Source organism: Micromonospora sp. FIMYZ51 (genome assembly GCF_038246755.1).
In the GTDB taxonomy this organism is placed as follows: domain Bacteria; phylum Actinomycetota; class Actinomycetes; order Mycobacteriales; family Micromonosporaceae; genus Micromonospora.
In genome coordinates this window covers 1,896,264-1,919,687 of sequence record NZ_CP134706.1, presented here as the reverse complement: position 1 = coordinate 1,919,687, position 23,424 = coordinate 1,896,264, and the positions used below count along the sequence as shown (strand labels likewise).

The following is a 23,424-nucleotide window of genomic DNA, read 5'->3' as shown; positions in this document are numbered from 1 at the left end:
ACCGACCAGGGTTGATCGAACCGGGGCGGGGTATCCGGAACGGGTCACCCGGTCCGGAAGGAGACACCATGGTCAGCATCGGCTACACCCTGCTGTGCGAGCAGGCCGGCCCGAAGCAGCTCGTCGACTACGCGGTACGGGCCGAGGCGGCCGGTTTCGACCAGCTCGTCATGTCCGATCACTACTACCCCTGGCTGGAGTCACAGGGTCACTCACCGTACGCCTGGTCGGTGCTGGGCGCGGTCGCGCACGCCACCTCCCGCGCGGAGCTGATGTCCTTCGTGACCTGCCCGATCCGTCGCTACCACCCGGCGGTGGTGGCGCAGAAGGCGGCCACCATCGGCGTCCTGTCCGACGGTCGGTTCACCCTCGGCCTCGGTGCCGGGGAGAACCTGAACGAGCACGTGGTCGGCGCCTGGCCGCACGTGCAGCAGCGGCACGAGATGTTCGAGGAGGCGTTGCAGATCATCCGGCCGCTGCTCAACGGGGAGACGCTCACCTTCTCCGGCAACCACTACGAGGTGCCGGACGCGTACGTGTGGGACCGGCCGGAGCGGCCCGTGCCGATGGCGGTGGCCGCCTCCGGTCGGCAGTCCGCCACCCTCGCCGCCGAGTACGCCGACGCCATGATCGCCACCGACCCGCAGGCGCGCCTGGTGGAGATGTACGAGGAGGCCGGCGGCGCCGGACGCCCCCGGTACGGGCAGCTGGCCATCTGCTACGGCCCGGACGAGGCGGAGTGCCGCAAGATCGCGCACGACCAGTTCCGCTGGTTCGAGCTGGGCTGGAAGGTCAACACCGACCTGCCGGACACGGACGCGTTCGAGGCGGCCACCCAGAGCGTCCGCGAGGAGGACGTGGCGGCCGGCATCTCCTGCGGCCCGGACGTGGACAAGCACGTGGCGGCGTTCAAGAAGTTCGTCGACGCCGGGTTCACCCATGTGGCGCTGATCCAGATCGGCGGCGACAGCCAACCGATGTTCCTGGACTGGGCACAGGAGCAGTTGCTGCCCCGGCTGCGCGAGCTGTGACCTGCCACCCGCACCACGCCCGCAGCTGCGGCCTTCCGGATCCGCTGCGGCGGATCGACAAACCATCCGCCGCAGCCCCGTCCGGCGCGCAGTCCGCCGATCGCGGACCCGCCACCACTCCCGGCGGGACACTCGCCGCCGCGCGGCCCGGCCTGGCGCCCACCGCCGCCCGGCCCAGCGGGGCACTCGCTGCCGCGCGGCCCGGCCGGGCGCTGCTGCGGCTGGCGCTCGCCGCGCCCCGGGACGCGGCCGGCCTGACCAGCGAGTGGCGCACCATCGACGGTCTGCGCACCCACGTACGCCGCAGCGTCGAGCGCGGCCAGCCGACCACGCCGGTGCTGCTGGTGCACGGGCTGGCCGTGTCACACCGCTATCTGACGCCGCTGGCCGTCACGCTTGCCGAAACCCATCCGGTGTACGCGCCGGACCTGCCCGGCTTCGGTCTCAGTGACCGCCCCCGGGCCGCGTACGACCCACGGCAGCACGCCGAGCATCTGGCCGCGCTGCTGGCCGCGTACCGGCTGCCGCCGGTCTGCGTGCTGGGGCACTCGTTCGGCGCGGAGGTCGCCGCCGCGCTCGCCGCCCACCACCCGGAGGCGGTACGCGCGGTGGTGCTCGCCGGGCCGACAAGCGATCCGCGCGCCCGGTCCCGGCAGGCCCAGATCCGTCGGTTCCTGGTCGACGCCACCCGGGAAGCCCGCTGGCAGGCGCCGATCCTGCTGCGCGACGTGGTCGACGCCCGACCGTGGCGGGTCTGGGCCACCCTGTCGCACTCGATCGGCAACCGGATCGAGAACGACCTGTCCCGGATCACCGCTCCCACGCTTGTGCTCACCGGCAGCCGCGACCCGATCGTGCCGACGCCCTGGCGGTCGCGGGTCGCCGAATTGGTGCCCGGCGGCCGTACGGTCGCGGTGCCCGGTGCGGCGCACAACGTCGCCACCACCGCACCGTGGCAGGTCGCCGACGCCGTACGCACCCTGCTCGACCCGAGCCACCCCGACAAACCGACGAACAGGTGAGAACATGCGCATCGGCAACACGGAAATCCGTCCGGCCGGCGGCGGCCTCGGCTGCCTCCTGATGATCCTCGTCTCGATCGTCGCCTCGATCGTGCTGACCGTCCTGCTCAACCTGGTCCTGTGACCGCCGGTGCGTCAGCGGCGCAGGCCGAGCGCGGTAAGCGCCTCGCGGGTGGCCTGGCGGGCCGGGTCGAGGACGCTGTGCCGCAGCCAGCGGGCCGCCGGGGTGACGGTTGCCCGCCAGGCGGTACGGACCGCTCGGCCCACCGGCACCAGCGTGACCCGCCACAGCCAGCGGCCCGCGAACCAGACCGGACGCAGGGTGAGCGCCCAGCACCACCAGAGGATCCGGCCGGCCGTCCGCCAGGCCCAGCCGAGCACGACTGCCGAGCCGCGAGCCAGCGCGTGCAGCCACCGGCCCAGCGCGGCCAGGACCAGCCGGGCGGGCGGGGTGAGCACCCGGACCAGCCAGGCCAGCGGCACCCACACCAGGTAGTACAGCGGCACCAGGACGAGGATCCGCGCCAGCCAGGCCAGCCCCAGGCCGCACCAGCGCAGCAGCCGCGCCAGACCGTGGCCACACCAGCGCAGCGGGGGCCACAGGGCGGTACGCCAGAGCCAGCCGACAGCGTCGCCGAGCCAGGTCAACGGCAGCCAGATCAGCGTCCGCCACAACCACGCCACGGCCCGCGCCGACCAGACCAGCGGAAGCCAGACCAGGTGCCGCCACAGCCAGCCGAGCGGTCGCAGCAGCCAGCGGTCCGCGAACCGGGCCGTCGGCGCGAGCACCAAGCGGTACAGCGCTCGGCCGGTGACCGCCAGGACCTCCCAGGCCAGCCGGAGCGGCAGCACCACCGCCAGCGCGACGCCCCGCGCGACAACGCCCACGGGCGACACCCCGCCCGCCGTCGCCCCGCCCGGCCGCCCGCCGCCCGCCGGCTCACCGCCCCCTCCCGACCCCGAAGATTCGATCACGGCCCGAAGCTAACCCCACCCGACAACCCCCACCGCCGGCGGAGTCGACCAGGAGGTGTCGGTCGTCCGGACGGGCGCGTCGCGACCAGCCGTCCTGGTCAGCCCGGCGGAGCGGGGAGCGAGAGGGTGGTGTGGAGGGGGTAGTGGTCGGAGGCGTGGTCCGTTTCGGGGGTACGGAGCACCTGGGTCTGGAGGTGGTGGGTGGCCAGCCTGGGGGTGGCCAGTAGGTAGTCCAGGCGCATGTCGGAGAACTCCGTGCCGCCGTGCCGGGTGGGCACGGTGGGACCGGCGGTCGCGCCGAGGTCGACCAGGCCGGTGCCGAGCAGCCGGGCGACCGCCCGGGTCTCCACCGTCCGACCGTCCCGGCGCAGGTGTCGACGGCGGTACGCGGCGGGCAGCCGGGCGATCCGCTCGGCGTGCTCGGCGTACGGATCGAGGGTGTTCAGGTCGCCGGCGAGCAGCGCCAGGCCGTCGCGGGCCGGGCGCAGCGCGGCGGCCAGCCAGCCGGCCTCGACCAGCCGGCGGGTGCCCGAGTACGGGTCAAGGTGGGTGCTGAGAATGGTCAGCGCCCCGGCGCCGGTCTGCACCACGACCCGCTGGGCGGCGTGGTGCAACGGTCGGCGCACCGGCGCGGCGGTGCGCACCCGCCACGGCGGGCGGACCAGCACCGCCACCGGCTGCCCGAACCAGGATCGGGCCAGGTACGCCCGCATGCCCACCCGGTCGGCGAAGGCCGGCACGTCAAGGTCCCGCAGCTCCTGTAGCGCCAGCACGTCCGGCCGTTGTTCGGCGATCACCCCGGCGATGCGGTCGCGGCGGTCCGGGCCGCCGGTGTCCCGGCCGCCGGTGCGGATGTTCCAGGTCATCACCCGCAGCATGGCTGCTCACCCAGGTTTGGCAGCCTCGGCCAACTCGTCGTCGAGGCGGTCGACGTCCTCGGACTCGATTGCCGGCTGGTTGCCCTGGCGCAGGTCCTCGTTGGGGCGCACGACCCAGTACAGCAGTCCGATCCAGAGGCTGGTGAGCAGGATGGCGCCCATGAAGTCGGTCGGGTGGTGCATCCCCCGGTACATCCGCGACATGGCGACCCCGACCGGCATCACCACCGCGAGCGCCACGAAGACCCACCGCCACCACCGGTCGGTACGCGGGAAGACGACCACCGCGATGGCGACCCAGAGGCAGAGCGTGGCGGCGATGTGGCCGGACGGGAACGACGAGGTCGGCATGGGACCGTCCAGGTTCTCCACCGGCGGACGCGGTCGGTCCACGGCGGCGGCGCTGGCCAGGAAGAGGGTCAACTCGCCGAACATCACCAACGCCATGAACAGCACCGGCCGCCAGCGCCGCCAGATGGCCAGCACCAGCGGGCAGAAGACCATCGAGACGAGCAGGATGGCGTGGGTGTCGCCGACCTTGCTCCACCACCAGCTCACCCCGTCGAGCGCCGGGGTGCCCCGCTCGGCGAACCAGGCCGGCACCACCTCGTCCCAGGTGGCGAGGAAGGTGTCCTGGGCGTAGTAGCTGACGAACATGCCGAAGCCGTAGAGCGCGCCGAAGACCAGTACCCAGCCGACCACGATCTCGGCCACCGCGGCCCGGGGGTGCGGCAACAGCTGCCGCTCGTCCGGCGCGGGTGCCACCTCGTGCGCCGCCTCGGGTTCCAGCCCCTCCGCCAGCGGCGTCGCGGGCCGACCCCGCTCCACCCGCCACAGCCGGAAGGCGTACGCGGTGACGCCGAGCCAGGCCGCGCCGAGCAGCCAGGCACCGATCACGTCGGAGAGGAAGTGCACGCCGAGCGCGACCCGGGTGAACCCGATCAGGAAGACGACGACACCGACCAGAGCCATCGCCGGCCGGCGCCAGCGGGGTGCCATCGCCGGCAGGAACACCAGCAGGATCGCGCCGTAGGCGACCATCGACCCGAGCGCGTGACCGCTGGGGAAGCTCTGCCCGGCGTACGTGCCGATCTCCACGTCCACCTCGGGGCGTAGCCGGTCGACAAGGGTCTTCAGCGTCGGGTCGAGGATCAGCGCGCCCGCGCCGGTGACGATCAGGAAGACCGCGAGCCGCCCCTGCCGACGGATCAGCAGGCCGACCACGGCGACGGTGACCAGCCAGATGATGACCGGCCGACCACCCAGGTCGGTCAGCGCGTTGAGCACCGTGACCAGCGGACCGATCGGGGACACCTGGTCGTTGAGCCACTGCGCCACGCCGTGGTCCACGTCGTACAGCGGGGTCCACCGTACCCGTACCAGCACCAGCACCAGCCCGAAACCGACCCCGGCACCGAGTACGAGCGCCAGGCCGGCGAGCGTACGTTCGGTGAAGTGCCCGAGAGGTCGGCGCAGTACGTCTCTGACCGCGCCCACGGCAGCCTCCTTCGCTTCTGGCGTGCCGCTGTACCCGGTCGATGTGTCGCGTACACCCGGACAGGCGTCAGAGGGAGGTCATCTCGCCGGTGTCGTACAGTCCGTCGCGCTGGACTTCGGGCTTCCACAGGTCCGGCTGGGCCGGCTCCTGCACCCCGATGCGTACCGCCTCCAGTTGGGCGGCGAAGGCGAGGCCGCCGAAGATCGCCATGCCGGTGAGGTTGGCCCAGAGCAGCAGGGCCATGATGCCGGTCAACGCGCCGTAGGTCTGCCCGAAGCCGTCGCTGAACTGCACGTACCCGGCGAGCAGCAGGCTGGTCAGCCACCACAGGGCGGTGGCGATGGCGGCCCCGAAGAACAGCCAGGACAGGCCGGGCTGGCGGCGTCGGGGCGCGTAGCGGAACAGCACCGCGACGGCGAGCACGGTCAAGCCGAGACTGAGCGGCCACCGGACCAGGTCCCAGCCGGCGCTTGCCACCTCGCCCCAGGCGTAGTGGCGGGCCACCGAGTCGCCCATCGGCCCTCCGCCCACCAGGATGAGGAACCCGGCCAGCGCCGGCAGGCCGGCGGTGACGGCGAGGACGGCCGCGCGCAGGTACTTCCAGAGCGCCGGGCGGTCCCGCTCCACGCCGTAGATCCGGTTGGCGCCCCGTTCGATCTGCGCCATCGTGCTGGTCAGCGCCACCAGCCCGGTGATCAGGCCGAGGGTGAGGGCGACCTCGCCGATGGTCTCGACCCGCTCGGAGCGTTCGGCGTCGCCGAGCAACTCGGCGACCACCTCTTCGCTCGCGCCGGGGGTCAGCGCGAGCACGGTGTCGGCGACCACCTCGCCGCCCTCCGCCACCCCCAGTTCGGAGATCAGCCCGGTCAGTGCGATCAGGAACGGCACCACGGCGAGGCAGAGCTGGAAGGCGAAGGCCCGGGAGTGGCTGAACCCATCGCCGTAGCGGAACCGCGTGAAGGCGTCGCGCAGCAGCTGCCAACCGCCCTCGCGGCGCAGCGTCTGCCAGGCGTGGTCGGCGCAGAGCTGCTCGTCCGGCATCAGCCGGGTCTCCGGCACCAGCTTGGTGCTGCTCACGGCTGGCTGCCCTCCTCGACCAGGTGCTCACCTCGCTCGGCGGCGGCAGCCGCGTCCTCGGTGAGGTCGGGTGCCTGCTCCGGCCGGGGTACGCACAGCCACAGTGCCCGACGGCGGATCTGGACCCGCAGCACCCGCCCCGGCTCGATCAGATCGCCGTCCAGCTCGCGCGGCTGGGTCCGGTTGCTGGTTATCTCCACTCGGCGGGCCCGGTACACCTCCATCCGGGGCACCCGGTCGCGCCGCCGGATCACCGCCCAGCCGAGGGCGAGCCAGTGCCGCAGCGCGTGCGGGGTGAGCACGGCGACATCGAGGTAACCGTCGTCGGGCTCGGCGTCGGTGAGCAGGACCACCCCGCCCTGGAGCCGGCCGACGTTGGCGACCAGCACCGAGCGGGCCCGGCGGCGCAGCGGCTGCTGGTCGTCCAGCCGGATGGACACCCGCATCGGCCGGTCCCGCAGATGTCGGACGGCACCCACCACGTACGCCGGCCAGCCGATCCGCCGCTTGGTCGTCTCGCTGGTGGCGGCGAGCATCTGGGCGTCGAAGCCCATGCCGGCCATCACCGCGAAGTGTTGCCCGTCCACCTCGCCGATGTCGAGCAGCCGGCGGCCACGTTCCACCGCCACCGCCAGCCCGGCGGCCAGTTCGTTCGACAGGCCCAGGTTGGCCGCGAGCAGGTTGCCGGTGCCCTGGGGCAGGACGGCGAGCGCCACCTCGGTGCCGACCAGGGCGTCGACGCAGGCGCGTACGGTGCCGTCGCCGCCGCAGGCGAAGACCACGTCCACCCCGGCGGCCAGGGCCTGCTCGGTCTGGCCGCGCCCGGGGTCGTCGACGGTGGTCTCGAACCACAGCGGTTCGGGCCAACCCGCCGCGGCGAGCGTGTCGTCGACGGTGCGACGCAGTTCGTCGAGATCGGCCACCTTGACCGGGTTGACCACTACCGCGCTGCGCAGCGGCTGCGCCTGCCGTCCAGCTTCCACGGCGCAAGTGTGCGCCATGCTGCCCGGTTCGGCGACTCAGGCGGCTTCCCGCAGGACGAGGGTCACTCGACGGCGTACGTCGTCCAGGTCGACGCCGGCCTCGCTGAGCACCAGTGCGCCGAGCCCACCGCGCTCACGTAGCAGCCCGAGCAGGATGTGCTCGGTGCCGATGTGCCGGTGACGCAGCCGTATCGCCTCGCGCAGCGACAGCTCCAGCACCTTCTTGGCCCGGCTGGAGAAGGGGCCACCGGAGTGGCGGCGCCGCCCCCAGCGACGCCGGGGCGCCGGTACGGCCTCGCGCAGCGCGTCGGGGCCGAAGGACTCCTCGATCCGGGCCACGATGGCGGCCAGGTCGATGCCGATCTCACGTAGTGCGGCGGCGTCGGCCTCGGCGAGACCCACGCCACCGGTCTCGGTGTGCCGACGGATGCGCGCCCGCAGGTCGTCGGCGGTGACCCCGACGTCGCGGAGCACCCGCACGGCCAGGCTGTCGTCGTCGGCGAGGATGCCGAGCAGCAGGTGCTCGGTGCCGACCGGTCGCTGGCCCTCGGCTCGGGCCTCGTCGCGGGCCCGGACCACGACGGTGCGGGCCCGGTCGGTGAACCGTTCGAACATCACGCCTCCCAGGAGGATTCGACCGCCGGTCGCCCGGCGTGCTTCTTGTGCACCGCCTGCCGGCTGACCTCGAGTGCGTCGGCGATCTCCTGCCAGGACCAGCCCTGTCGTCGGGCGTTGTCCACCTGGACCACCTCAAGCCGTTCGAGCAGCCGGCGCAGTGCGCGGACCGCGCGCAGGCCGACCCGGGGGTCGGTGCTACCGGCCGCGGCTGCCAGTTCCGTTGCCTGACTCATGCCTGTCAACTTACATTGACACCGCCATGTTCGTCAACCTCAGTTGACACAACGGTGACTGATCGATTCTGTTCCGGCGAGACGGCGGATGACGGCGGATGACGGCGGGCGGTAATCGCCATAGCGCCGAAACGAGGCGCACGCCACGCCGTCACCGCTAGCCTCGGACGCAGGCCGGCGCGACAGCTGCGGGGGTGGTGTCGGGATGACCTCAGCCAGCGACCGACCGGTGCTCGCCGGCGTCGGTCCGGAGGACGCCACGACCGTGGCCGGGATCGCGGCGCGGGTGGCCGCCGCGCACGGTCGCGGGCTGCACCTGCTGCACGCCTTCAACTGGGCGGCGATGCAGGCACCGGCGGTTTCCGCGTCGCGCACCGACGCCGAGGAGCTGATCGCCCAGGCCACCGCCGCGGTGCGACAGATCGAGCCGGCGCTTGCGGTCACCACCGAGATAGCCGAGGGCTCGGCGGTGGCGAACCTGGTCCGCCGGTCCGCGGCGGCCTTCCTGGTGGCCATCGGGGACGGCGGCATGTCCCACTGCCAGCGCTGCATCCCGGCCGACAGCCCGGCGGTGCAGGTGGCCGCCCGCGCCGAGCGCCCGGTGCTGGTCATCCGACGGGAACCGCCGCCGCGCGGTCCGGTGCTGGTCGGGGTGGACGGCTCGGCCACCTCGGAGATCGCACTGACCTGGGCGCTGGCCTGCGCCGCCGGGCAGGGGGCCCGGCTGCTCGCGGTCCGGGTGGTCGAGCCGGACGGGGACGTCGCGTCGGCCGGCGACCAGCTCCGCGAGCTGGTGTCCCGGTGCGCCGCCGACCGCTCGGACGTCGCCATCGAGTGCCACGCCGTCTGTGGCGACCCCGGTGAGGTGCTGGTCGACCAGTCGCGCTCGGCACAGCTGGCGGTGGTCGCGGCCCGGGGCGACGAGCCGTTGCGCGGCATGCTCGGCGCGGTCAGCCAGGCGCTGCTCTACCACTCGCCGGCACCGGTGATCGTGGTACGCGGTGTGTCCGGCCCGCCCGACGAGTCATGACGCCCGTAGGTGCGGCCAGGACGCCCGTACGGGCGGGACCATTGGCCCTGATCCATCATCACCGATCCGGGAAGGATCAGACGTGAACCCGCGAGTTGCGGATGCAGGATCCACCCACCCGCGAGAGGCTTGGACAGTATGGATACCGCTGTAGCGCTGCACAGTCCCCTGACCGAAGACGAGTTGCGCCGGCTGGACGCCTACTGGCGGGCGGCAAACTACCTCACCGTCGGGCAGATCTATCTGCTGGACAATCCGCTGTTGCGCGAACCGTTGGCCCCTGAGCACGTCAAGCCCCGGCTGCTCGGGCACTGGGGCACCTCCCCCGGGTTGAACCTCATCTACGCACACCTCAACCGAGTCATCGTCGCCCGGGACGTGAACGCCATCTACATCACCGGGCCGGGGCACGGCGGGCCGGCGCTGGTGGCCAACACCTGGCTCGAAGGCACGTACAGCGAGCTGTACCACGACATCGCCCGCGACGAGGCCGGCATGGCCCGGCTGTTCCGCCAGTTCTCCTTCCCCGGCGGCATCCCCAGCCACGTGGCGGCCGAGGTGCCGGGCTCGATCCACGAGGGCGGTGAGTTGGGGTACGCCCTCAGCCACGCCTACGGAGCGGCCTTCGACAACCCCGACCTGCTGGTCGCCTGCGTCATCGGCGACGGCGAGGCGGAGACCGGCCCGCTGGCCGGCAGTTGGCTGTCGAACGTGTTCCTCAACCCGGCCCGCGACGGGGCGGTGCTGCCGATCCTGCACCTCAACGGTTACAAGATCGCGAACCCGACGGTGCTCGACCGGATCCCCGAGTCCGACCTGATCGACCTCATGCGCGGCTACGGCTACCAGCCGTACGTGGTGGCCGGCGACGACCCCGCCACCGTGCACCAGGCGCTCGCCGCGACCCTGGACCGAGCCCTCGACGAGATCGCCGACATCCAGCGTCGCGCCCGCTCCGGTGGCACGGTGGAGCGCCCCCGCTGGCCGATGATCGTGCTGCGTACGCCGAAGGGCTGGACCGGCCCGCACGACGTGGACGGCAAGCAGGTCGAGGGCACCTACCGCGCACACCAGGTGCCGGTGTCGCAGGTCCGTACCGACCCGGCGCACCTGGCCGAGCTGGAACGATGGCTGCGCAGCTACCGGCCGGAGGAGCTGTTCGACGCCACCGGCGCACCGGTCGCCGAGCTGGCCGACCTGCCACCGAAGGGGCCACGGCGGATGAGCGCCAACCCGATCGCCAACGGCGGCATGCTGCTGCGTGACCTGGTCCTGCCGGACTTCCGCGACTACGCCGTCGACGTGCCGCGTCCGGGCGAGCCGATGGCCGGGGCAACCGGCGAGCTGGGCAAGTGGGTCCGGGACGTGATCGCCGCCAACCCGCAGACGTTCCGCCTGTTCGGCCCGGACGAGGTCGCCTCCAACCGGCTCGGCGCCGCCTTCGAGGTCACCGACCGCGCCTGGGTGGCCGCCACGGTGCCCGGCGACGACCACCTCTCCCCCGACGGCCGGGTCATGGAGGTGCTCTCCGAGCACCTGTGCCAGGGCTGGTTGGAGGGCTACCTGCTGACCGGCCGGCACGGCATCTTCACCAGCTACGAGGCGTTCATTCACATCGTCGACTCGATGGTCAACCAGCACGCCAAGTGGCTGAAGGTGACCCGGGAGATCCCCTGGCGGCTGCCGGTGGCGTCCCTGAACTACCTGCTCTCCAGCCACGTGTGGCGGCAGGACCACAACGGTTTCTCCCACCAGGACCCGGGCTTCATCGACCATGTGATGAACAAGAAGGCCGAGGTGGTCCGCGTCTACCTGCCGCCGGACGCGAACACCCTGCTTTCCACAATGGACCACTGCCTGCGCAGCAGGAACTACATAAACGTGGTGGTGGCCGGCAAGCAGCCCGCGCCGAACTGGCTGACCATGCAGGAGGCGGTCCAGCACTGCCGCCGCGGCCTGGGCATCTGGGACTGGGCCAGCTCCGACGCCGGCAGCGAACCCGAAGTGGTGCTGGCCTGCGCCGGGGACGTGCCCACGCTGGAGACCCTCGCCGCCGCCGACCTGTTGCGCAAACACCTGCCCGAGCTGAAGGTGCGGGTGGTGAACGTGGTCGACCTGATGCGGCTCCAGCCACCGTCGGAACACCCGCACGGGCTGCCCGACTCGGAGTTCGACACCATCTTCACCCGGGACAAGCCGATCATTTTCGCCTACCACGGCTATCCGTGGCTGATCCACCGACTCACCTACCGGCGCGCCAACCACAACAACCTGCACGTCCGTGGTTACAAAGAGGAAGGCACCACCACCACGCCGTTCGACATGGTGATGCTCAACGACCTGGACCGGTTCCACCTGGTGATCGACGTGATCGACCGGGTGCCCGGCCTGGCCGCCCGCGCCGCGCACCTGCGGCAGGAGATGGTCGACGCCCGGCAGGCGTGCCGGGACTACACCCGCCGCTTCGGTGAGGACGATCCACGGGTGTCGGAGTGGCGCTGGATCCACGAGACCGACCCGACCAACCGCTAGGAGGTCCGGATGACCGAGGCAGAGATCGTGGTGGGCTACGACGGCTCACCGGACGCGGCGGCGGCCCTGGACTGGGCGCTGGATCAGGCCCGTCGCGACGGGCGCCCGGTCCGGCTGGCGTACGTCTTCGAATGGCTCACCGTGGCCGGCTGGATCGGGCCCGGGATCACGCCCGGCATGTGGCCGGACGAGCGGGCCCGGCAGCAGGTCGACGAGTTGGTCCACAAGGCCGCCGCCGACGCCGCCGCCGCGCACCCCGACCTGACGGTACGCGGCGAGGTGCTCGACGGCCCGCCCGCCCTGGTGCTTGAGGAGTGCTCGACCGACGCCGGACTGCTGGTGCTGGGCAGCCGGGGGCACGGCGGCTTCGCCGGCCTGCTCGCCGGCTCGACCGCGGTCAGCGTCACCGCGCACGCGCACTGCCCGGTGGTGGTGGTCCGCCGCGACACGGCCGGCGGTGCCCGGGCCGGGCACGTGGCGGTCGGCGTGGACGGTTCGGAACACTCGCTGCTCGCCCTCGGCTTCGCCGTCGAGCAGGCCGCCCTGCGCCGGGTCCCGCTGCACGTGGTGCGGGCCTGGCAACCCGCGCGGGAACAGTGGCAGCTCCGCGGCGAGCAGGCCGACCAGGCGGCGCTCGCCGACCAGCGCGCCGAACTGGACGAGCCGCTGCGTCGCTGGCGGGAGAGTTTCCCCGACGTCGAGGTGACCGTCGAGACCGCCGTCGCCGCCCCCACCGGGCTGCTCATCGACGCCAGCCGCAACGCGCAGCTGATGGTGGTCGGCACCCGGGGTCGTGGCGGCCTGCGCGGCATGCTGCTCGGCTCGGTCAGCCAGCAGCTCATCCAGCACGCGCACTGCCCGGTCGCGGTGATCCGGGAACGCTGATCGACCGCTGGCCGGGGCGGCGGCCCCGGCCAGCGCTTTCCGCCGCGCGGTGGCGTCAGTCCGAGTGGCGGGGACCGCCGCCCAGGGCGCGCAGCGCGTTGAGGATCACCAGCACGTCGATCCCCTCCTGGAGGAACGCCCCGGCGACCGGCGGCAGCCGGCCGGCCGCCGCGAAGCCCATCGCGAGGACGGCCAGCCCCATCCCGATCGTGGCGCTCTGCACGGCGATCCGGCGGGCGTACCGGGCCACCTCGACGGCGTCGGCGAGCGGACCGAGCCGGTCGACGGTCAGTACGGCGTCCGCGACATCGGCCGAGGCGGTCGCCCCGGTCGCCCCCATCGCCACTCCCACCTGCGCTTCGGCCAGCGCCGGAGCGTCGTTCACCCCGTCGCCGACCATGACGGTGACCGCCCGCTGCGCCTCGGCCCGTACCCGGGCCACTTTCTCCTGCGGGGTGCACCGGGCCAGTACGTCGTCCACGCCTACCGCGTCGGCGACCCGTCGGGCGGTACCCGGCCGGTCCCCGGTGACCATCACGATCCGGGACAGCCCGGCGGCGCGCAGCCGGGACACGGCCCGGGACGCGTCGGGGCGTACCGGGTCCTCGAACAGGACGGCGCCGAGCGGGCCACCCGCGTCGGTCACCCAGACCACCGAGTGTCCCGCCGCTTCGGCCCGGGACCGGGCCTGTTCCGCCCACCCGGGCAGGTCACCGGCGTGCCCGGTCCGGCCGGGCAGATCGCTGGCGAGCTGGCCGACCTGGATCCAGCGGCCGTCGACCCGGCCGCGCACGCCCCGACCCGGCTCCTCGGTCACCTCCGTCGGGGTGGTCAGCCGCAATCCGCGCTCACCGGCCTGGGACACCAGCGCCGCCGCCAGCACGTGCGGGGAGAGCTGTTCCACCGAGGCGGCCAGCCGCAGCACCTCGTCGGGTTCGCCGCCGGGCGCGACGACGGTCTCGGCGAATCTGGGCCGGCCGGCGGTGAGCGTGCCGGTCTTGTCGACAAGCAGGGTACGGGCGCGGGCCAGCACCTCAAGCGAACCGCCGTCGCGTACCAGAACGCCCCGGCGGGCCACCCGGGACAGCCCGGAGACGATGGCGATCGGGGTGGCCAGCAGCAGCGGGCACGGGGTCGCCACCACAAGCACCGCCACCGCCCGGATGAAGTCCCCGGACAGCGCCCAGCCCAGACCGGCCAGGGCCAGCGTGAACGGGACGAAGGCCGCCGCGTACCGGTCGGCCAGCCGTACCGTGGGCGCCTTGCGCGCGGTCGCCTCCTGGGCCAGCCGGACGATCCCGGCGTACGTGCTGCGTTCGGCGCTCTCGGTGGCCCGCAGCCCGAACCCGGCACCGGCGTTGATCACGCCGCTGGCCACGGCCTCGCCGGCCGCCCGCTCGACGAGCCGGGACTCCCCGGTGACCACCGACTCGTCGAGCGTCGCCGGTGCCTCGGTGACCCCGTCGACGGCAACCACGTCACCCGGGCCGACCAGCAGCCGGTCCCCCGCCGCCACCCGGTCCACCGGCACCACCTCGACGCCGCCGTCGGGGGTACGCCGCCGCGCGGTACGCGGTGCCCGTTCGAGCAGGGCCCGCAGGTCGCGGGTCGCCCGGCGCTGCGCGTACGCCTCAAGCGTCCGGCCGGTGGCCAGCATCACCGCGATCACGGCACCGGCCAGGTACTCCCCGACGCCGAGCGCGCCAGCCAGCGCCAGGACCGCGATCACGTCCACGCCGAACCGGCGCCGCCACAGCTGCCGCAGCACCGAGACGGCCGCCGGCAGCAGCGCGGTGAGCGTCACCACCGCCCAGACGGCGTCGGCCGCGCCGGACCGCCCGGACAGCCACAGCACCGCCCCGACCAGCACCAACCCGGTGAGCCCGGTCAGCGGCGTCCACAGCCCCCACCGGATGCGCCGCCGACCGGCCCGGCCACCCGCCCCGGAGTCCGGCCGGCCACCCGCCGCCCCAGGCTCGGGCCGGTCGGATCGCACCGGCCGCTCCGGCAGGCACTCGGGCCCGTCCACCCGCTCGTCCCGCCCCGACCCGCCCGCCGCCGACTGCTCCCCCACCTGCGGATCGTCCCAACCTCCGGGGCCCGGTGTCGGGCGCTCCGGTCAGATTCCGGGCCGGAGTGCCCGTCCGGGCGGGACCAGCGGGGCGTGCGTACGGACGGCGGATGGCACAGGATGAACACCGACCCGCCCCGCAGACGTACCGTGGTGCGGCACGATGGCACAGACGGAAAGGTCGTGAGATGAGCCACCAGACGCCGGCTACCCACCGCCCGTTGGCCACCGCGCTCGCGGAGGCCGCCGCGATGGCCGGCCATGCCCCGTCGGTGCACAACACCCAGCCGTGGCGCTGGCGGGTGCTACCCGAGGCGCTGGAGCTGCGGATGGTGCGCGACCGCCAGCTGGCGGCCACCGACCCGGACGCCGAGCTGGTCACGCTGAGCTGCGGCGCCGCGCTGCACCACGCCCGACTGGCGCTGGCCGCCGAGGGCTGGACGGCCACCGTCCACCGGCTGCCCGACCCGGCCGAGCCGGAGCTGCTCGCCCGACTCACCGACCCACGCCCGGCCGGCACCGATCCGGACGCCATGCGCAGCGTGCAATGCATGCAGGTGCGGCACACCGACCGGCGGCCGGTCAGCGACGAGCCGGTCAGCGGTGACGCGCTGAACGCGATCGCCACCGCCGCCGATGGCGAGGGCGCCCGCCTGGAGATCCTCAACCGGGACCAGGTCCTGCAACTGGCCGCCGCCGCCTCGCACGCCGCCGCGGTCGAGGCGGAGGATCCGCAGCTGCGGGAGGAACTGGCCTACTGGACCAGCCGCGCGGGCGGGGTCGGGCTGACCCCGGAGGTGCTGCCCGAAGAGGCACCGCAAACCACCGTCCCGGGCCGGGACTTCGGCCGCCCCGGCAACCTGCCGGTCGGGCCGGGCCACGACCAGGCGGCCTCCTACGGCGTGCTGCACGGCGACGAGGAGACCCCGGTCAGCTGGCTGCGCGCGGGCGAGGCGCTCTCGGCCGCCTGGCTGGCCGCCACCCGGCTGGGAGTTTCCGTGGTGCCGCTGAGCGGGGTGGTGGAGGTGGCGGGCACCCGGCAGATCCTCCGGCAGGTGCTCTCCGGGCTCGGCTATCCGTACCTCGTCCTGCGCCTCGGGGTCGCGGACCCGGCCCACGCCGGCCCACCGCACACCCCACGGCTGCCGCGCGAGCAGGTGGTGGACACCACGGCGGTCGACGGCACCGCCTGACCAGGACCGGCTGCGGGGTGTACCCTTCCCGATCACCCGCCGGATAGCATCGCCGGGTGACCGTCGGTGCACCCAACCCCAGACCGGAGCCACCCTCGCTCGGGCTGAGCCCGCTCTCCCGGGTCCGCCTGGACGAGCTGCTCCAGGAGATGCTCGACCGGGTCGGCGAGGTGGTGACCAGCCGGGAACGGCTGCGGGCGCTGCTCGACGCGGTCGTCGGGATCGGCACCGATCTCGACCTGCGCAGCACCCTGCAACGCATCGTGCAGTCGGCCTGCGAGCTGGCCGGCGCCCGCTACGGCGCGCTCGGCGTGATCGGCCCGGACCGGCTGCTGCACGACTTCATCGTGCACGGCATCTCGCCGGAGCTGCACGCCAAGATCGGCGACCTGCCGCACGGCCGAGGCGTACTCGGCCTGCTCATCGACGACCCGAAGCCGCTGCGGATGCCGGACATCACCAAGCATCCCGACTCGTACGGCTTCCCGCCGCACCACCCGCCGATGCACACCTTCCTCGGCGTGCCGGTCCGCATCCGCGACCAGGTCTTCGGCAACCTCTACCTGGCTGAGAAGCACGGCGGCGCGCAGTTCACCGAGGACGACGAGGAGATCGTCGTGGCGCTCGCGGCAGCGGCCGGCGTGGCGATCGAGAACGCCCGGCTGTACGCGCTGGCCCACCGGCGGGAACGCTGGCTCGCCGCCACCGCCGAGATCACCTCGCTGCTGCTCGGCGAGGTACGCCGGACCGACGCGCTGACCCTGGTGGCCCGTCGGGCGCGGGAGGTCGCCGAGGCCGAGCTGGCCCTGGTGCTGCTCTACGACGACGAGGCCGACCATTTCACCGTGGAGGTCGTCGACGGCGCGGGCACCCAGGCCCGTGCCCTGGCCGGCACCGTGCTACCGGCCGCCGACACCAGCTTCGCCGAGGCGATCGCGCAGCGGCGGCACGACCTGGTGGACGATCTCGCGCATGCCGCGCCGTGGCCGGCGGTGCTGCACACCGGGCCGGCGGTGATCTCCCCGCTGGCCACCGCCGACACGCTGCACGGCGTGCTGGTGATCGCGTACTCCGCCGAGCACGGTGGCGCGACCGACGACGACGTGGTGCTGCTGGGCAGCTTCGCCGGGCAGGCCGCGCTGGCCATGGAACGCGCCCGTGGCCAGGAGGAACGCGAGCAGTTGGTGGTCCTGGAGGACCGCGAGCGGATCGCCCGGGACCTGCACGACGTGGTCATCCAGCGGCTCTTCGCCACCGGCCTGCAATTGCAGAGCGCGGTGCCGTTGGCCGCCCGCCCCGAGCTGGCCAAGCGGATCAACGCGGCGGTCGACGACCTGGACGCCACCATCTCCGACATCCGGCGCACCATCTTCGAGCTGCGCAGCCCGGTGAGTGCGGCGCTGCGCACCGAGATCCGCGAGGCGATCGAGGTGGCCACCGAGTCGTTGGGCTTCCGCCCCCGGCTGGAGTTGACCGGGCCGATCGACAGCGCCGTCCCGGACGCGGTCCGTCCCGACCTCACCGCCGTGCTCCGCGAGGCCCTCTCCAACGCCGTACGCCACGCCGAGGCGTCGGCGGTGTCGGTGGCGGTGATCGCCGCCGCCACCCGGGTCACCGTCCGGGTCACCGACGACGGGGTGGGCTGCGATCCGACCGCCGCCCGGGGCGGGCTGGTGAACCTGCGCGAACGCGCCGAGCGCCACGGCGGCACGTTCGAGGTACGCGCAGCTCAGCCTCGCGGCACCGAGTTGTGCTGGTCGGTGCCGCTGCGGGACTGACCAGCCACGCCCACGCCGACCGACGATCGGTGGCGTGTGGCGGACAGCCGGGCGGCCAGCACGGTGCGGCTCCTGCCGGACAGCCGGGTGGCGAGCACGGCGGCCTGGTTCAGTGCTCGCGGCCTGGTTCGGTGCTCGCGGGCTGGTTCGGTGCTCGGGTTCAGTGGCCTTTGCCGAGCAGCCGGGTGGCCAGCACGGCGGCCTGGGTGCGCCGTTCCAGGCCGAGCTTGGCCAACACGCTTGAGACGTAGTTCTTGACCGTCTTCTCGGCCAGGAACATCTTGCCGGCGATCTCCCGGTTGGTCAGCCCTTCGGCGACGTACTCCAGGATCCGCCGTTCCTGCTCGGTGAGCGCCTGCAACTCGCGGGGCTGCTCCACGCCGCTGCGGATGCGGTCCAGAACCCGGGTGGTGATCGCCGGGTCGAGCAGTGACTGGCCGGCCGCGACCCGGCGTACCGCGTCGACCAGGTCGGTGCCGCGGATCTGCTTGAGCACGTACCCGGAGGCGCCGGCCATGATCGCGGCGAAGAGTGCCTCGTCGTCCTCGTACGAGGTGAGGATCAGCCCCTTGATCGAGGAGTCCACCGCCCGGATGTCGCGGCAGACGTCGATGCCGTTGCCGTCGGGCAGCCGGGCGTCGAGGATCGCCACGTCCGGCCGCAGCGCCGGAATCCGGCGCGCCGCCTCCGGGGCGGAGCCGGACTCGCCGACCACCTCGATGTCGCCGCTGGCGTGCAGCAGATCAGCAAGACCACGACGGACCACCTCGTGGTCGTCCAGCAAGAACACCCGAATCACCCCTCCTTTCTACCCCGTCCACCCATCCGGCACCCGGGCCAAAGGTCCCGAGCCACCCACGCCCTCATCCGGCCGGTGGACAGGGAGGTGGGTCCCGGGCGGTTGGGACGTGTGGCCCTGATGGGTGGGGGTGCGGTGCGGGCAGGGTGGGGGTGTAGGCGAGGGCGATGGTGAGGGGGTAGGGCGATGGGGAGCGGTTACAGCGCTGAGCAGTTGCGGGTGGCGGCAACCGACGCGGTCCGCGCGCCGTCCCTGCACAACGTCCAGCCGTGGCGGTTCCGGCTGCGCGATGGCGGGATCGAGGTGCTGGTCGACGCGGCCCGCCGGTTGCCCGCCACCGATCCGAGCGGCTGGGGTGCCCGGGTCGCCTGCGGCGCGGCGCTGTTCAACCTGCGCCTGGCGCTGGCGGTGGCCGGCGCGCCGGCGACGGTCCGGCTGCGCCCGTACCCGTCGGAACCGGATGTGGTGGCCCGGCTGGTGCCGGACCTGCCGCGCCGGCCCACCCCCGTTGAGCAGAGCCTGTACGCGGCAATTGCCCGCCGGTTCAGCAACCGGGCCCCGTTCTGGCCCGATCCGGTACCGGCGGACGCGCGCTGGCAGCTCGGCGAGGCGGCCCGGGCCGAATTCTGCTGGTTGGAGTTGCTGATCGGGGTCAGCGCGGTCAACGCCTTCGCCGAGATCGCGCACAGCGCGCACCGGGTACTCGAACGCGATCCGGCCTACCGGGCGGAACGGGAGGCATGGGTCCGCGCTGCGCACGCACCCGACGGCGTACCCGTCACCGCCGGTGGCCCACTGGCCGAACCGCAGGACCTGCTTCCGTCCCGCAGCTTCGGCGGCCGGCCCCGGGCGGCCGGGCGCGACTTCGAGCCGGAGCCGCTGGTCGCGGTCCTCGGCTCGCCCGGCAACACCGCGATCGACCAGGTCGTCGCCGGGCAGGCCCTACAGCGGGTGCTGCTCACCGCCACCGACGCCGGCCTGTCGGTGTCGATGATGTCCCAGCCGGTCGAGGTGCCGTCCGCGCGGGAACAGCTCCGGATGTCGCTGGGGCGCTTCGGCACGCCGCAGATGGTCATGCGGATCGGGTACGGCCAACCCGGCCGGCCCACCCCTCGCCGGATGGTGGACGAGGTGCTGGACCTGCCGGTGCACCACGGATAGGACCGACGCGGGTCAGGTCGCGCGGCTCGTGCCGAGCAACGCGGCCTCCCGCGTCGGGTCGAGGCCGACCGGCGCTCGGGCCGGCCGACCGGCCCGGCCCGGGAGGTCGCCGACCCGGCGCAGCCACGCCCAGGTGTCCGCGACGGTCTCGGTCACCGGCCGGCAGGTCAATCCGTCGGCGTACGCCCGGTCGACGGCCATCTCCTGCAACCAGCGGTACTCGTGCCCCGGCGGGACCCAGATCGGCAGGTCGTTCCAGGGCACCACACCGGCGGCCAGGATCGGTTCCGGTTCGACCCAGCGCAGCCGGGCGTTCGCGCCGGTTGCCGTGACGCAGGCGGTGAGCAGCTCACCCATCGTGGTGTGCCCGGAGCGGCCCACCACGTTCACCGCACCGTCGCGCCCGGCGGCCCCGGCGTCGAGCAGGAAGACGGCCAGGTCGCGTACGTCGATGTACTGCACCGGCAGGTCGGTCGGGCCCGGTGCCAGGACGTCGCCGCCGCGGGCGATCCGAGTCAGCCACCACGGCAGCCGGCCGATGTCCTCTCCCGGGCCGAGGATCAGCCCGGACCGGGCGAGCAGAACACGTTCGCCGAACTCCTCCCGCAGCGCCCGTTCCGCACCGGACTTCAGGGTCGGGTAGTCCCCGTCGTCGGCGGCATCCGGGTCCGCCGGTACCACCGGGGTCTGCTCGGTCGCCCCGAGCGGCACCGGTGGCGCGTAGACCGAGCCGCTGGAGACGTAGACGTAGTGGCCGATCCGGCCGGCCAGGACCCGCGCTGTCGCCCGCGCGTCGCGGGGCGCGCCGTCCCAGGTGTCGACGACGATGTCCCATTCCCCGTCGGCAAGCGCGGTCCGCCCGTCGGCCGTGGTCCGGTCACCCACAAGTCGTCGTACGCCGGCCGGCGGCGAGCCGTGCCGGCCACGGTTGAACACGGTGACGGACCAGCCCCGGTGCAGCGCCTCCGCGACCGTCGCCCCACCCACGAATCCCGTTCCGCCCAACATGAGAAGTCGCATGCGGACCACCCTGCCGCCGACTGGCCGGGTGCGGGAGTGCTGTTCACCCTTGGCGGATCTGCCGTCGGCAGAACGCCACGCGATCCGGCGGCCGTCCGGCTGAAGGTGGGTCGCCCGCGTCGGCCGGACGCCTGATTGTCCGGCCGGCGCGGGCTCGGTCGACGGTGCCGCGGGCACGGCGGGCTACCACCTACCGGCTCCTTCATCGAAGGTTCGCAATCACCATCGTCGGCCGCATCCGATACTCCAGTCAACAACTTCCGGAAAAATATCGGTAGCCGATCGGAAGTTGTGCAGCCTCGCTCAGGCGGCCTGGGTGGCGCTGTCGCGGATGACGAGTTCGGTGGCCAACTCGACCCGCGGACTCTCCACCTTCTCCCCCTTGGCCAGCCGCAACACCGTACGCGCGGCCAACATCCCCATCTCCGCCAACGGCTGACGCACCGTGGTCAACGGCGGCGAACACCACCGCACCTCCGGCAGATCATCGAACCCCACCACACTGATGTCGTCCGGCACCCGCAGACCCCGCTGCCGCACCGCCTCGTACACACCCAACGCCATCTGATCACTCGACGCGAAAATCGCCGTCGGCGGCTCCGCCAACCCCAACAACCGCACCCCACCGGAGAAACCGGTCTCGTGATAGAAGTCCCCGGGACAGACGAGTTTCTCGTCGAAGCTCAGCCCGGCGGCTTCCAGTGCCGCCCGGTAGCCGTCCATCCGGGCCCGGCTGCACATCAACTGCGGCGGCCCGGCGATGAACCCGATCCGCCGATGCCCCAGACCGATCAGATACTCGGTGGCCCGCAGCCCGCCGGCCCAGTTGGTGGCCCCGATCGTCGGCGCGTCCCGAGCCGGCAGGCCGTCGGCGTCCACGACCACCACCGGGATGTCGAGCAGACGCAACTCGTCCTGCAACGGGGGCTCCACCATCGAGGTCACGAAGATGACCCCGTCGGTGCCCCGTCGGCGCATGCCGTCCAGCCACTGCTCGGCGGCGGAGGTGCGGCGGTGGATGGCGGAGACCACGGTGCCCACCCCGGACGCGTGCGCCACGTCCTCGACACCCCGAATGATCTCCACCGCCCACGGACTGTCCAGATCATTGAACACCAGATCCAACAACCCCGAACTCGCCCGCATACTCGGCGGACGACGCCGATACCCATGCCGCGTCAGCAACTCCTCCACCCGCGCACGAGTCTGCGGAGCCACATCCGAACGACCATTGATCACCCGAGACACCGTCGGCACCGACACCCCGGCCAAGTCGGCGATCACCGAGATGGTGACCTTGGGGGCTTCTCTGGCAGCCACGACACTCCCTAGCCAAGGCGACAGCCCGCGCGGCGACAAGGGACGGCCGGGACGGGCTGCCGGCTGCCCTCCCCACCCTAATGCCGGGAATTTCAGCCGCCTACCGGTAGTTGGTGCGGTTCACACCGGGTCAACGGCCAACAGCGAGATCAGCCGGCAGGGCAACGGCGGCGGCGAGCCGGGTCGACCCGTGGCGAGCGAGCCCGGTGCCGGCTGCGCGTCGACGGTCGCGGGCCGGCCGGACGGCTCAGCTGCGTGGTGCCGCCGCGCTGTCCCGGATGACGAGTTCGGTGGCCAACTCGACCCGCGGACTCTCCACCTTCTCCCCCTTGGCCAGCCGCAACACCGTACGCGCGGCCAACATCCCCATCTCCGCCAACGGCTGACGCACCGTGGTCAACGGCGGCGAACACCACCGCACCTCCGGCAGATCATCGAACCCCACCACACTGATGTCGTCCGGCACCCGCAGACCCCGCTGCCGCACCGCCTCGTACACACCCAACGCCATCTGATCACTCGACGCGAAAATCGCCGTCGGCGGCTCCGCCAACCCCAACAACCGCACCCCACCGGAGAAACCGGCCTCGTGATAGAAGTTGCCGGGCTGGATCAGCCGGTCGTCGATCGGGATGCCGGCCGCCTCCAGTGCCGCCCGGTAGCCGTCCATCCGGGCCCGGCTGCACATCAACTGCGGCGGCCCGGCGATGAACCCGATCCGCCGATGCCCCAGACCGATCAGATACTCGGTCGCCCGTAGGCTGCCGGCCCAGTTGGTGGCGCCGACCGTCGGTGCCTCCTGGGCGGGCACCCCGGCCGGGTCCACGATCACCACGGGAATGTTGAGCCGCCGCAACTCGGCCTGCTGCGGCCCTTCGAGGGTGGAGGTCACGAAGATGACCCCCTCGGTGGACCGGGTCCGGATGTTGTCCAGCCACTGCTTGGCCGAGGAGGTGCGGCGGTGGATGGCGGAGACCACGGTGCCCACCCCGGACGCGTGCGCCACGTCCTCGACACCCCGAATGATCTCCACCGCCCACGGACTGTCCAGATCATTGAACACCAGATCCAACAACCCCGAACTCGCCCGCATACTCGGCGGACGACGCCGATACCCATGCCGCGTCAGCAACTCCTCCACCCGCGCACGAGTCTGCGGAGCCACATCCGAACGACCATTGATCACCCGAGACACCGTCGGCACCGACACCCCGGCCAGGCGGGCGATCGCCGCGATGGTCACGGTGCGGTTGTCGTTGGCAGCCACGCGGCGCCCTCCCTCTCCTCGCGCTTGCCCGGACGCCGGCTGCGGACCGCCGG

The 23,424-nt window shown here is 72.9% G+C and carries 19 protein-coding genes and 1 pseudogene; 8 read left to right on the top strand and 12 right to left on the bottom strand.

All coding sequences use genetic code 11. The annotated features are described in order from the left end of the window. Positions 1–68 precede the first annotated feature (68 nt). A complete protein-coding gene (locus QQG74_RS08950; RefSeq protein WP_341719806.1) occupies positions 69–1,031 on the top strand; it encodes a TIGR03557 family F420-dependent LLM class oxidoreductase in 963 nt (320 codons plus the stop codon). Continuing rightward, complete coding sequence (locus QQG74_RS08945) at positions 1,028–2,053, top strand: alpha/beta hydrolase (protein WP_341719805.1); 1,026 nt, start codon at positions 1,028–1,030, stop codon at positions 2,051–2,053. Before QQG74_RS08950 ends, QQG74_RS08945 begins: the two co-directional genes overlap by 4 nt. 135 nt (positions 2,054–2,188) lie before the next feature. Here QQG74_RS08945 and QQG74_RS08940 read toward each other — a convergent pair whose 3' ends face one another. The 7 genes from QQG74_RS08940 to QQG74_RS08910 all read right to left on the bottom strand — a co-directional run bounded on the left by QQG74_RS08940 (position 2,189) and on the right by QQG74_RS08910 (position 8,315). Next, on the bottom strand, positions 2,189–2,941 hold the full coding sequence (locus QQG74_RS08940; protein ID WP_341719804.1) for a hypothetical protein: 753 nt from the start codon (positions 2,939–2,941) through the stop codon (positions 2,189–2,191). A 185-nt stretch (positions 2,942–3,126) separates the two neighbouring features. Then, a complete protein-coding gene (locus QQG74_RS08935) occupies positions 3,127–3,906 on the bottom strand; it encodes an endonuclease/exonuclease/phosphatase family protein (protein ID WP_341719803.1) in 780 nt (259 codons plus the stop codon). Positions 3,907–3,912: 6 nt separating this feature from the next. Next, positions 3,913–5,403 carry a phosphatase PAP2 family protein gene (locus QQG74_RS08930; protein ID WP_341719802.1) on the bottom strand — a complete coding sequence of 497 codons (1,491 nt, stop codon included), beginning with the start codon at positions 5,401–5,403 and terminating at the stop codon, positions 3,913–3,915. A gap of 67 nt (positions 5,404–5,470) precedes the next feature. Continuing rightward, positions 5,471–6,481, bottom strand: coding sequence for a YihY/virulence factor BrkB family protein (locus tag QQG74_RS08925; RefSeq protein WP_341719801.1), 1,011 nt, complete (start codon positions 6,479–6,481; stop codon positions 5,471–5,473). After that, positions 6,478–7,482, bottom strand: coding sequence for a diacylglycerol kinase family protein (locus QQG74_RS08920; RefSeq protein WP_341719800.1), 1,005 nt, complete (start codon positions 7,480–7,482; stop codon positions 6,478–6,480). Before QQG74_RS08920 ends, QQG74_RS08925 begins: the two co-directional genes overlap by 4 nt. An 18-nt stretch (positions 7,483–7,500) precedes the next feature. Continuing rightward, complete coding sequence (locus tag QQG74_RS08915; RefSeq protein WP_341719799.1) at positions 7,501–8,079, bottom strand: Clp protease N-terminal domain-containing protein; 579 nt, start codon at positions 8,077–8,079, stop codon at positions 7,501–7,503. After that, a complete protein-coding gene (locus QQG74_RS08910) occupies positions 8,079–8,315 on the bottom strand; it encodes an HTH domain-containing protein (RefSeq protein WP_013732409.1) in 237 nt (78 codons plus the stop codon). Before QQG74_RS08910 ends, QQG74_RS08915 begins: the two co-directional genes overlap by 1 nt. A gap of 205 nt (positions 8,316–8,520) precedes the next feature. Here QQG74_RS08910 and QQG74_RS08905 point away from each other — a divergent pair, with 205 nt between their 5' ends. The 3 genes and pseudogenes from QQG74_RS08905 (at position 8,521) to QQG74_RS08895 (ending at position 12,762) form a co-directional block, all read left to right on the top strand. Continuing rightward, entirely contained in the window at positions 8,521–9,345 is an 825-nt protein-coding gene (locus QQG74_RS08905) for a universal stress protein (protein WP_341719798.1), read from the top strand. 138 nt (positions 9,346–9,483) lie between these two features. After that, entirely contained in the window at positions 9,484–11,877 is a 2,394-nt protein-coding gene (locus tag QQG74_RS08900; RefSeq protein ID WP_341719797.1) for a phosphoketolase family protein, read from the top strand. After that, positions 11,838–12,762: pseudogene (locus QQG74_RS08895) on the top strand (universal stress protein). The gene QQG74_RS08900 and the pseudogene QQG74_RS08895 overlap by 40 nt, the downstream one beginning before the upstream one ends. Positions 12,763–12,817: 55 nt before the next feature. Here the strand turns inward: QQG74_RS08895 and QQG74_RS08890 are convergent. Further along, the gene (locus QQG74_RS08890; RefSeq protein ID WP_341719796.1) at positions 12,818–14,836 is read right to left on the bottom strand and encodes a heavy metal translocating P-type ATPase; all 2,019 of its coding nucleotides are present in this window, start codon (positions 14,834–14,836) and stop codon (positions 12,818–12,820) included. Positions 14,837–15,021: 185 nt separating this feature from the next. On the opposite strand from QQG74_RS08890, the gene QQG74_RS08885 reads away from it, so the two are divergent. Continuing rightward, positions 15,022–16,026 carry a nitroreductase gene (locus QQG74_RS08885; protein ID WP_341719795.1) on the top strand — a complete coding sequence of 335 codons (1,005 nt, stop codon included), beginning with the start codon at positions 15,022–15,024 and terminating at the stop codon, positions 16,024–16,026. Between the two features lie 104 nt (positions 16,027–16,130). Further along, on the top strand, positions 16,131–17,804 hold the full coding sequence (locus QQG74_RS08880) for a GAF domain-containing protein (protein ID WP_341721184.1): 1,674 nt from the start codon (positions 16,131–16,133) through the stop codon (positions 17,802–17,804). 160 nt (positions 17,805–17,964) lie between these two features. On the opposite strand, the gene QQG74_RS08875 is transcribed toward QQG74_RS08880, so the two are convergent. Next, entirely contained in the window at positions 17,965–18,603 is a 639-nt protein-coding gene (locus QQG74_RS08875) for a response regulator transcription factor (protein WP_341719794.1), read from the bottom strand. 186 nt (positions 18,604–18,789) lie between these two features. On the opposite strand from QQG74_RS08875, the gene QQG74_RS08870 reads away from it, so the two are divergent. Next, positions 18,790–19,764 (top strand): nitroreductase, encoded by a 975-nt coding sequence (locus tag QQG74_RS08870; protein WP_341719793.1) that lies wholly within the window; start codon positions 18,790–18,792, stop codon positions 19,762–19,764. Between the two features lie 12 nt (positions 19,765–19,776). Here QQG74_RS08870 and QQG74_RS08865 read toward each other — a convergent pair whose 3' ends face one another. The 3 genes from QQG74_RS08865 to QQG74_RS08855 all read right to left on the bottom strand — a co-directional run bounded on the left by QQG74_RS08865 (position 19,777) and on the right by QQG74_RS08855 (position 23,371). Then, positions 19,777–20,784 carry an NAD-dependent epimerase/dehydratase family protein gene (locus QQG74_RS08865; protein ID WP_341719792.1) on the bottom strand — a complete coding sequence of 336 codons (1,008 nt, stop codon included), beginning with the start codon at positions 20,782–20,784 and terminating at the stop codon, positions 19,777–19,779. A gap of 303 nt (positions 20,785–21,087) precedes the next feature. Continuing rightward, on the bottom strand, positions 21,088–22,104 hold the full coding sequence (locus tag QQG74_RS08860) for a LacI family DNA-binding transcriptional regulator (protein WP_341719791.1): 1,017 nt from the start codon (positions 22,102–22,104) through the stop codon (positions 21,088–21,090). A 247-nt stretch (positions 22,105–22,351) separates the two neighbouring features. Next, positions 22,352–23,371, bottom strand: a complete 1,020-nt coding sequence (locus tag QQG74_RS08855) for a LacI family DNA-binding transcriptional regulator (RefSeq protein ID WP_341719790.1) — start codon at positions 23,369–23,371, stop codon at positions 22,352–22,354. Positions 23,372–23,424 lie beyond the last annotated feature (53 nt).

Excerpts from the sequence above, each read along its gene's own strand:
- QQG74_RS08950 (WP_341719806.1), top strand. The coding sequence starts at position 69 with ATGGTCAGCATCGGCTACACCCTGCTGTGCGAGCAGGCCGGCCCGAAG.
- QQG74_RS08935 (WP_341719803.1), bottom strand. The coding sequence starts at position 3,906 with ATGCTGCGGGTGATGACCTGGAACATCCGCACCGGCGGCCGGGACACC.
- QQG74_RS08920 (WP_341719800.1), bottom strand. The coding sequence starts at position 7,482 with ATGGCGCACACTTGCGCCGTGGAAGCTGGACGGCAGGCGCAGCCGCTG.
- QQG74_RS08915 (WP_341719799.1), bottom strand. The coding sequence starts at position 8,079 with ATGTTCGAACGGTTCACCGACCGGGCCCGCACCGTCGTGGTCCGGGCC.
- QQG74_RS08910 (WP_013732409.1), bottom strand. The coding sequence starts at position 8,315 with ATGAGTCAGGCAACGGAACTGGCAGCCGCGGCCGGTAGCACCGACCCC.
- QQG74_RS08905 (WP_341719798.1), top strand. The coding sequence starts at position 8,521 with ATGACCTCAGCCAGCGACCGACCGGTGCTCGCCGGCGTCGGTCCGGAG.
- QQG74_RS08900 (WP_341719797.1), top strand. The coding sequence starts at position 9,484 with ATGGATACCGCTGTAGCGCTGCACAGTCCCCTGACCGAAGACGAGTTG.
- QQG74_RS08885 (WP_341719795.1), top strand. The coding sequence starts at position 15,022 with ATGAGCCACCAGACGCCGGCTACCCACCGCCCGTTGGCCACCGCGCTC.
- QQG74_RS08870 (WP_341719793.1), top strand. The coding sequence starts at position 18,790 with ATGGGGAGCGGTTACAGCGCTGAGCAGTTGCGGGTGGCGGCAACCGAC.
- QQG74_RS08865 (WP_341719792.1), bottom strand. The coding sequence starts at position 20,784 with ATGCGACTTCTCATGTTGGGCGGAACGGGATTCGTGGGTGGGGCGACG.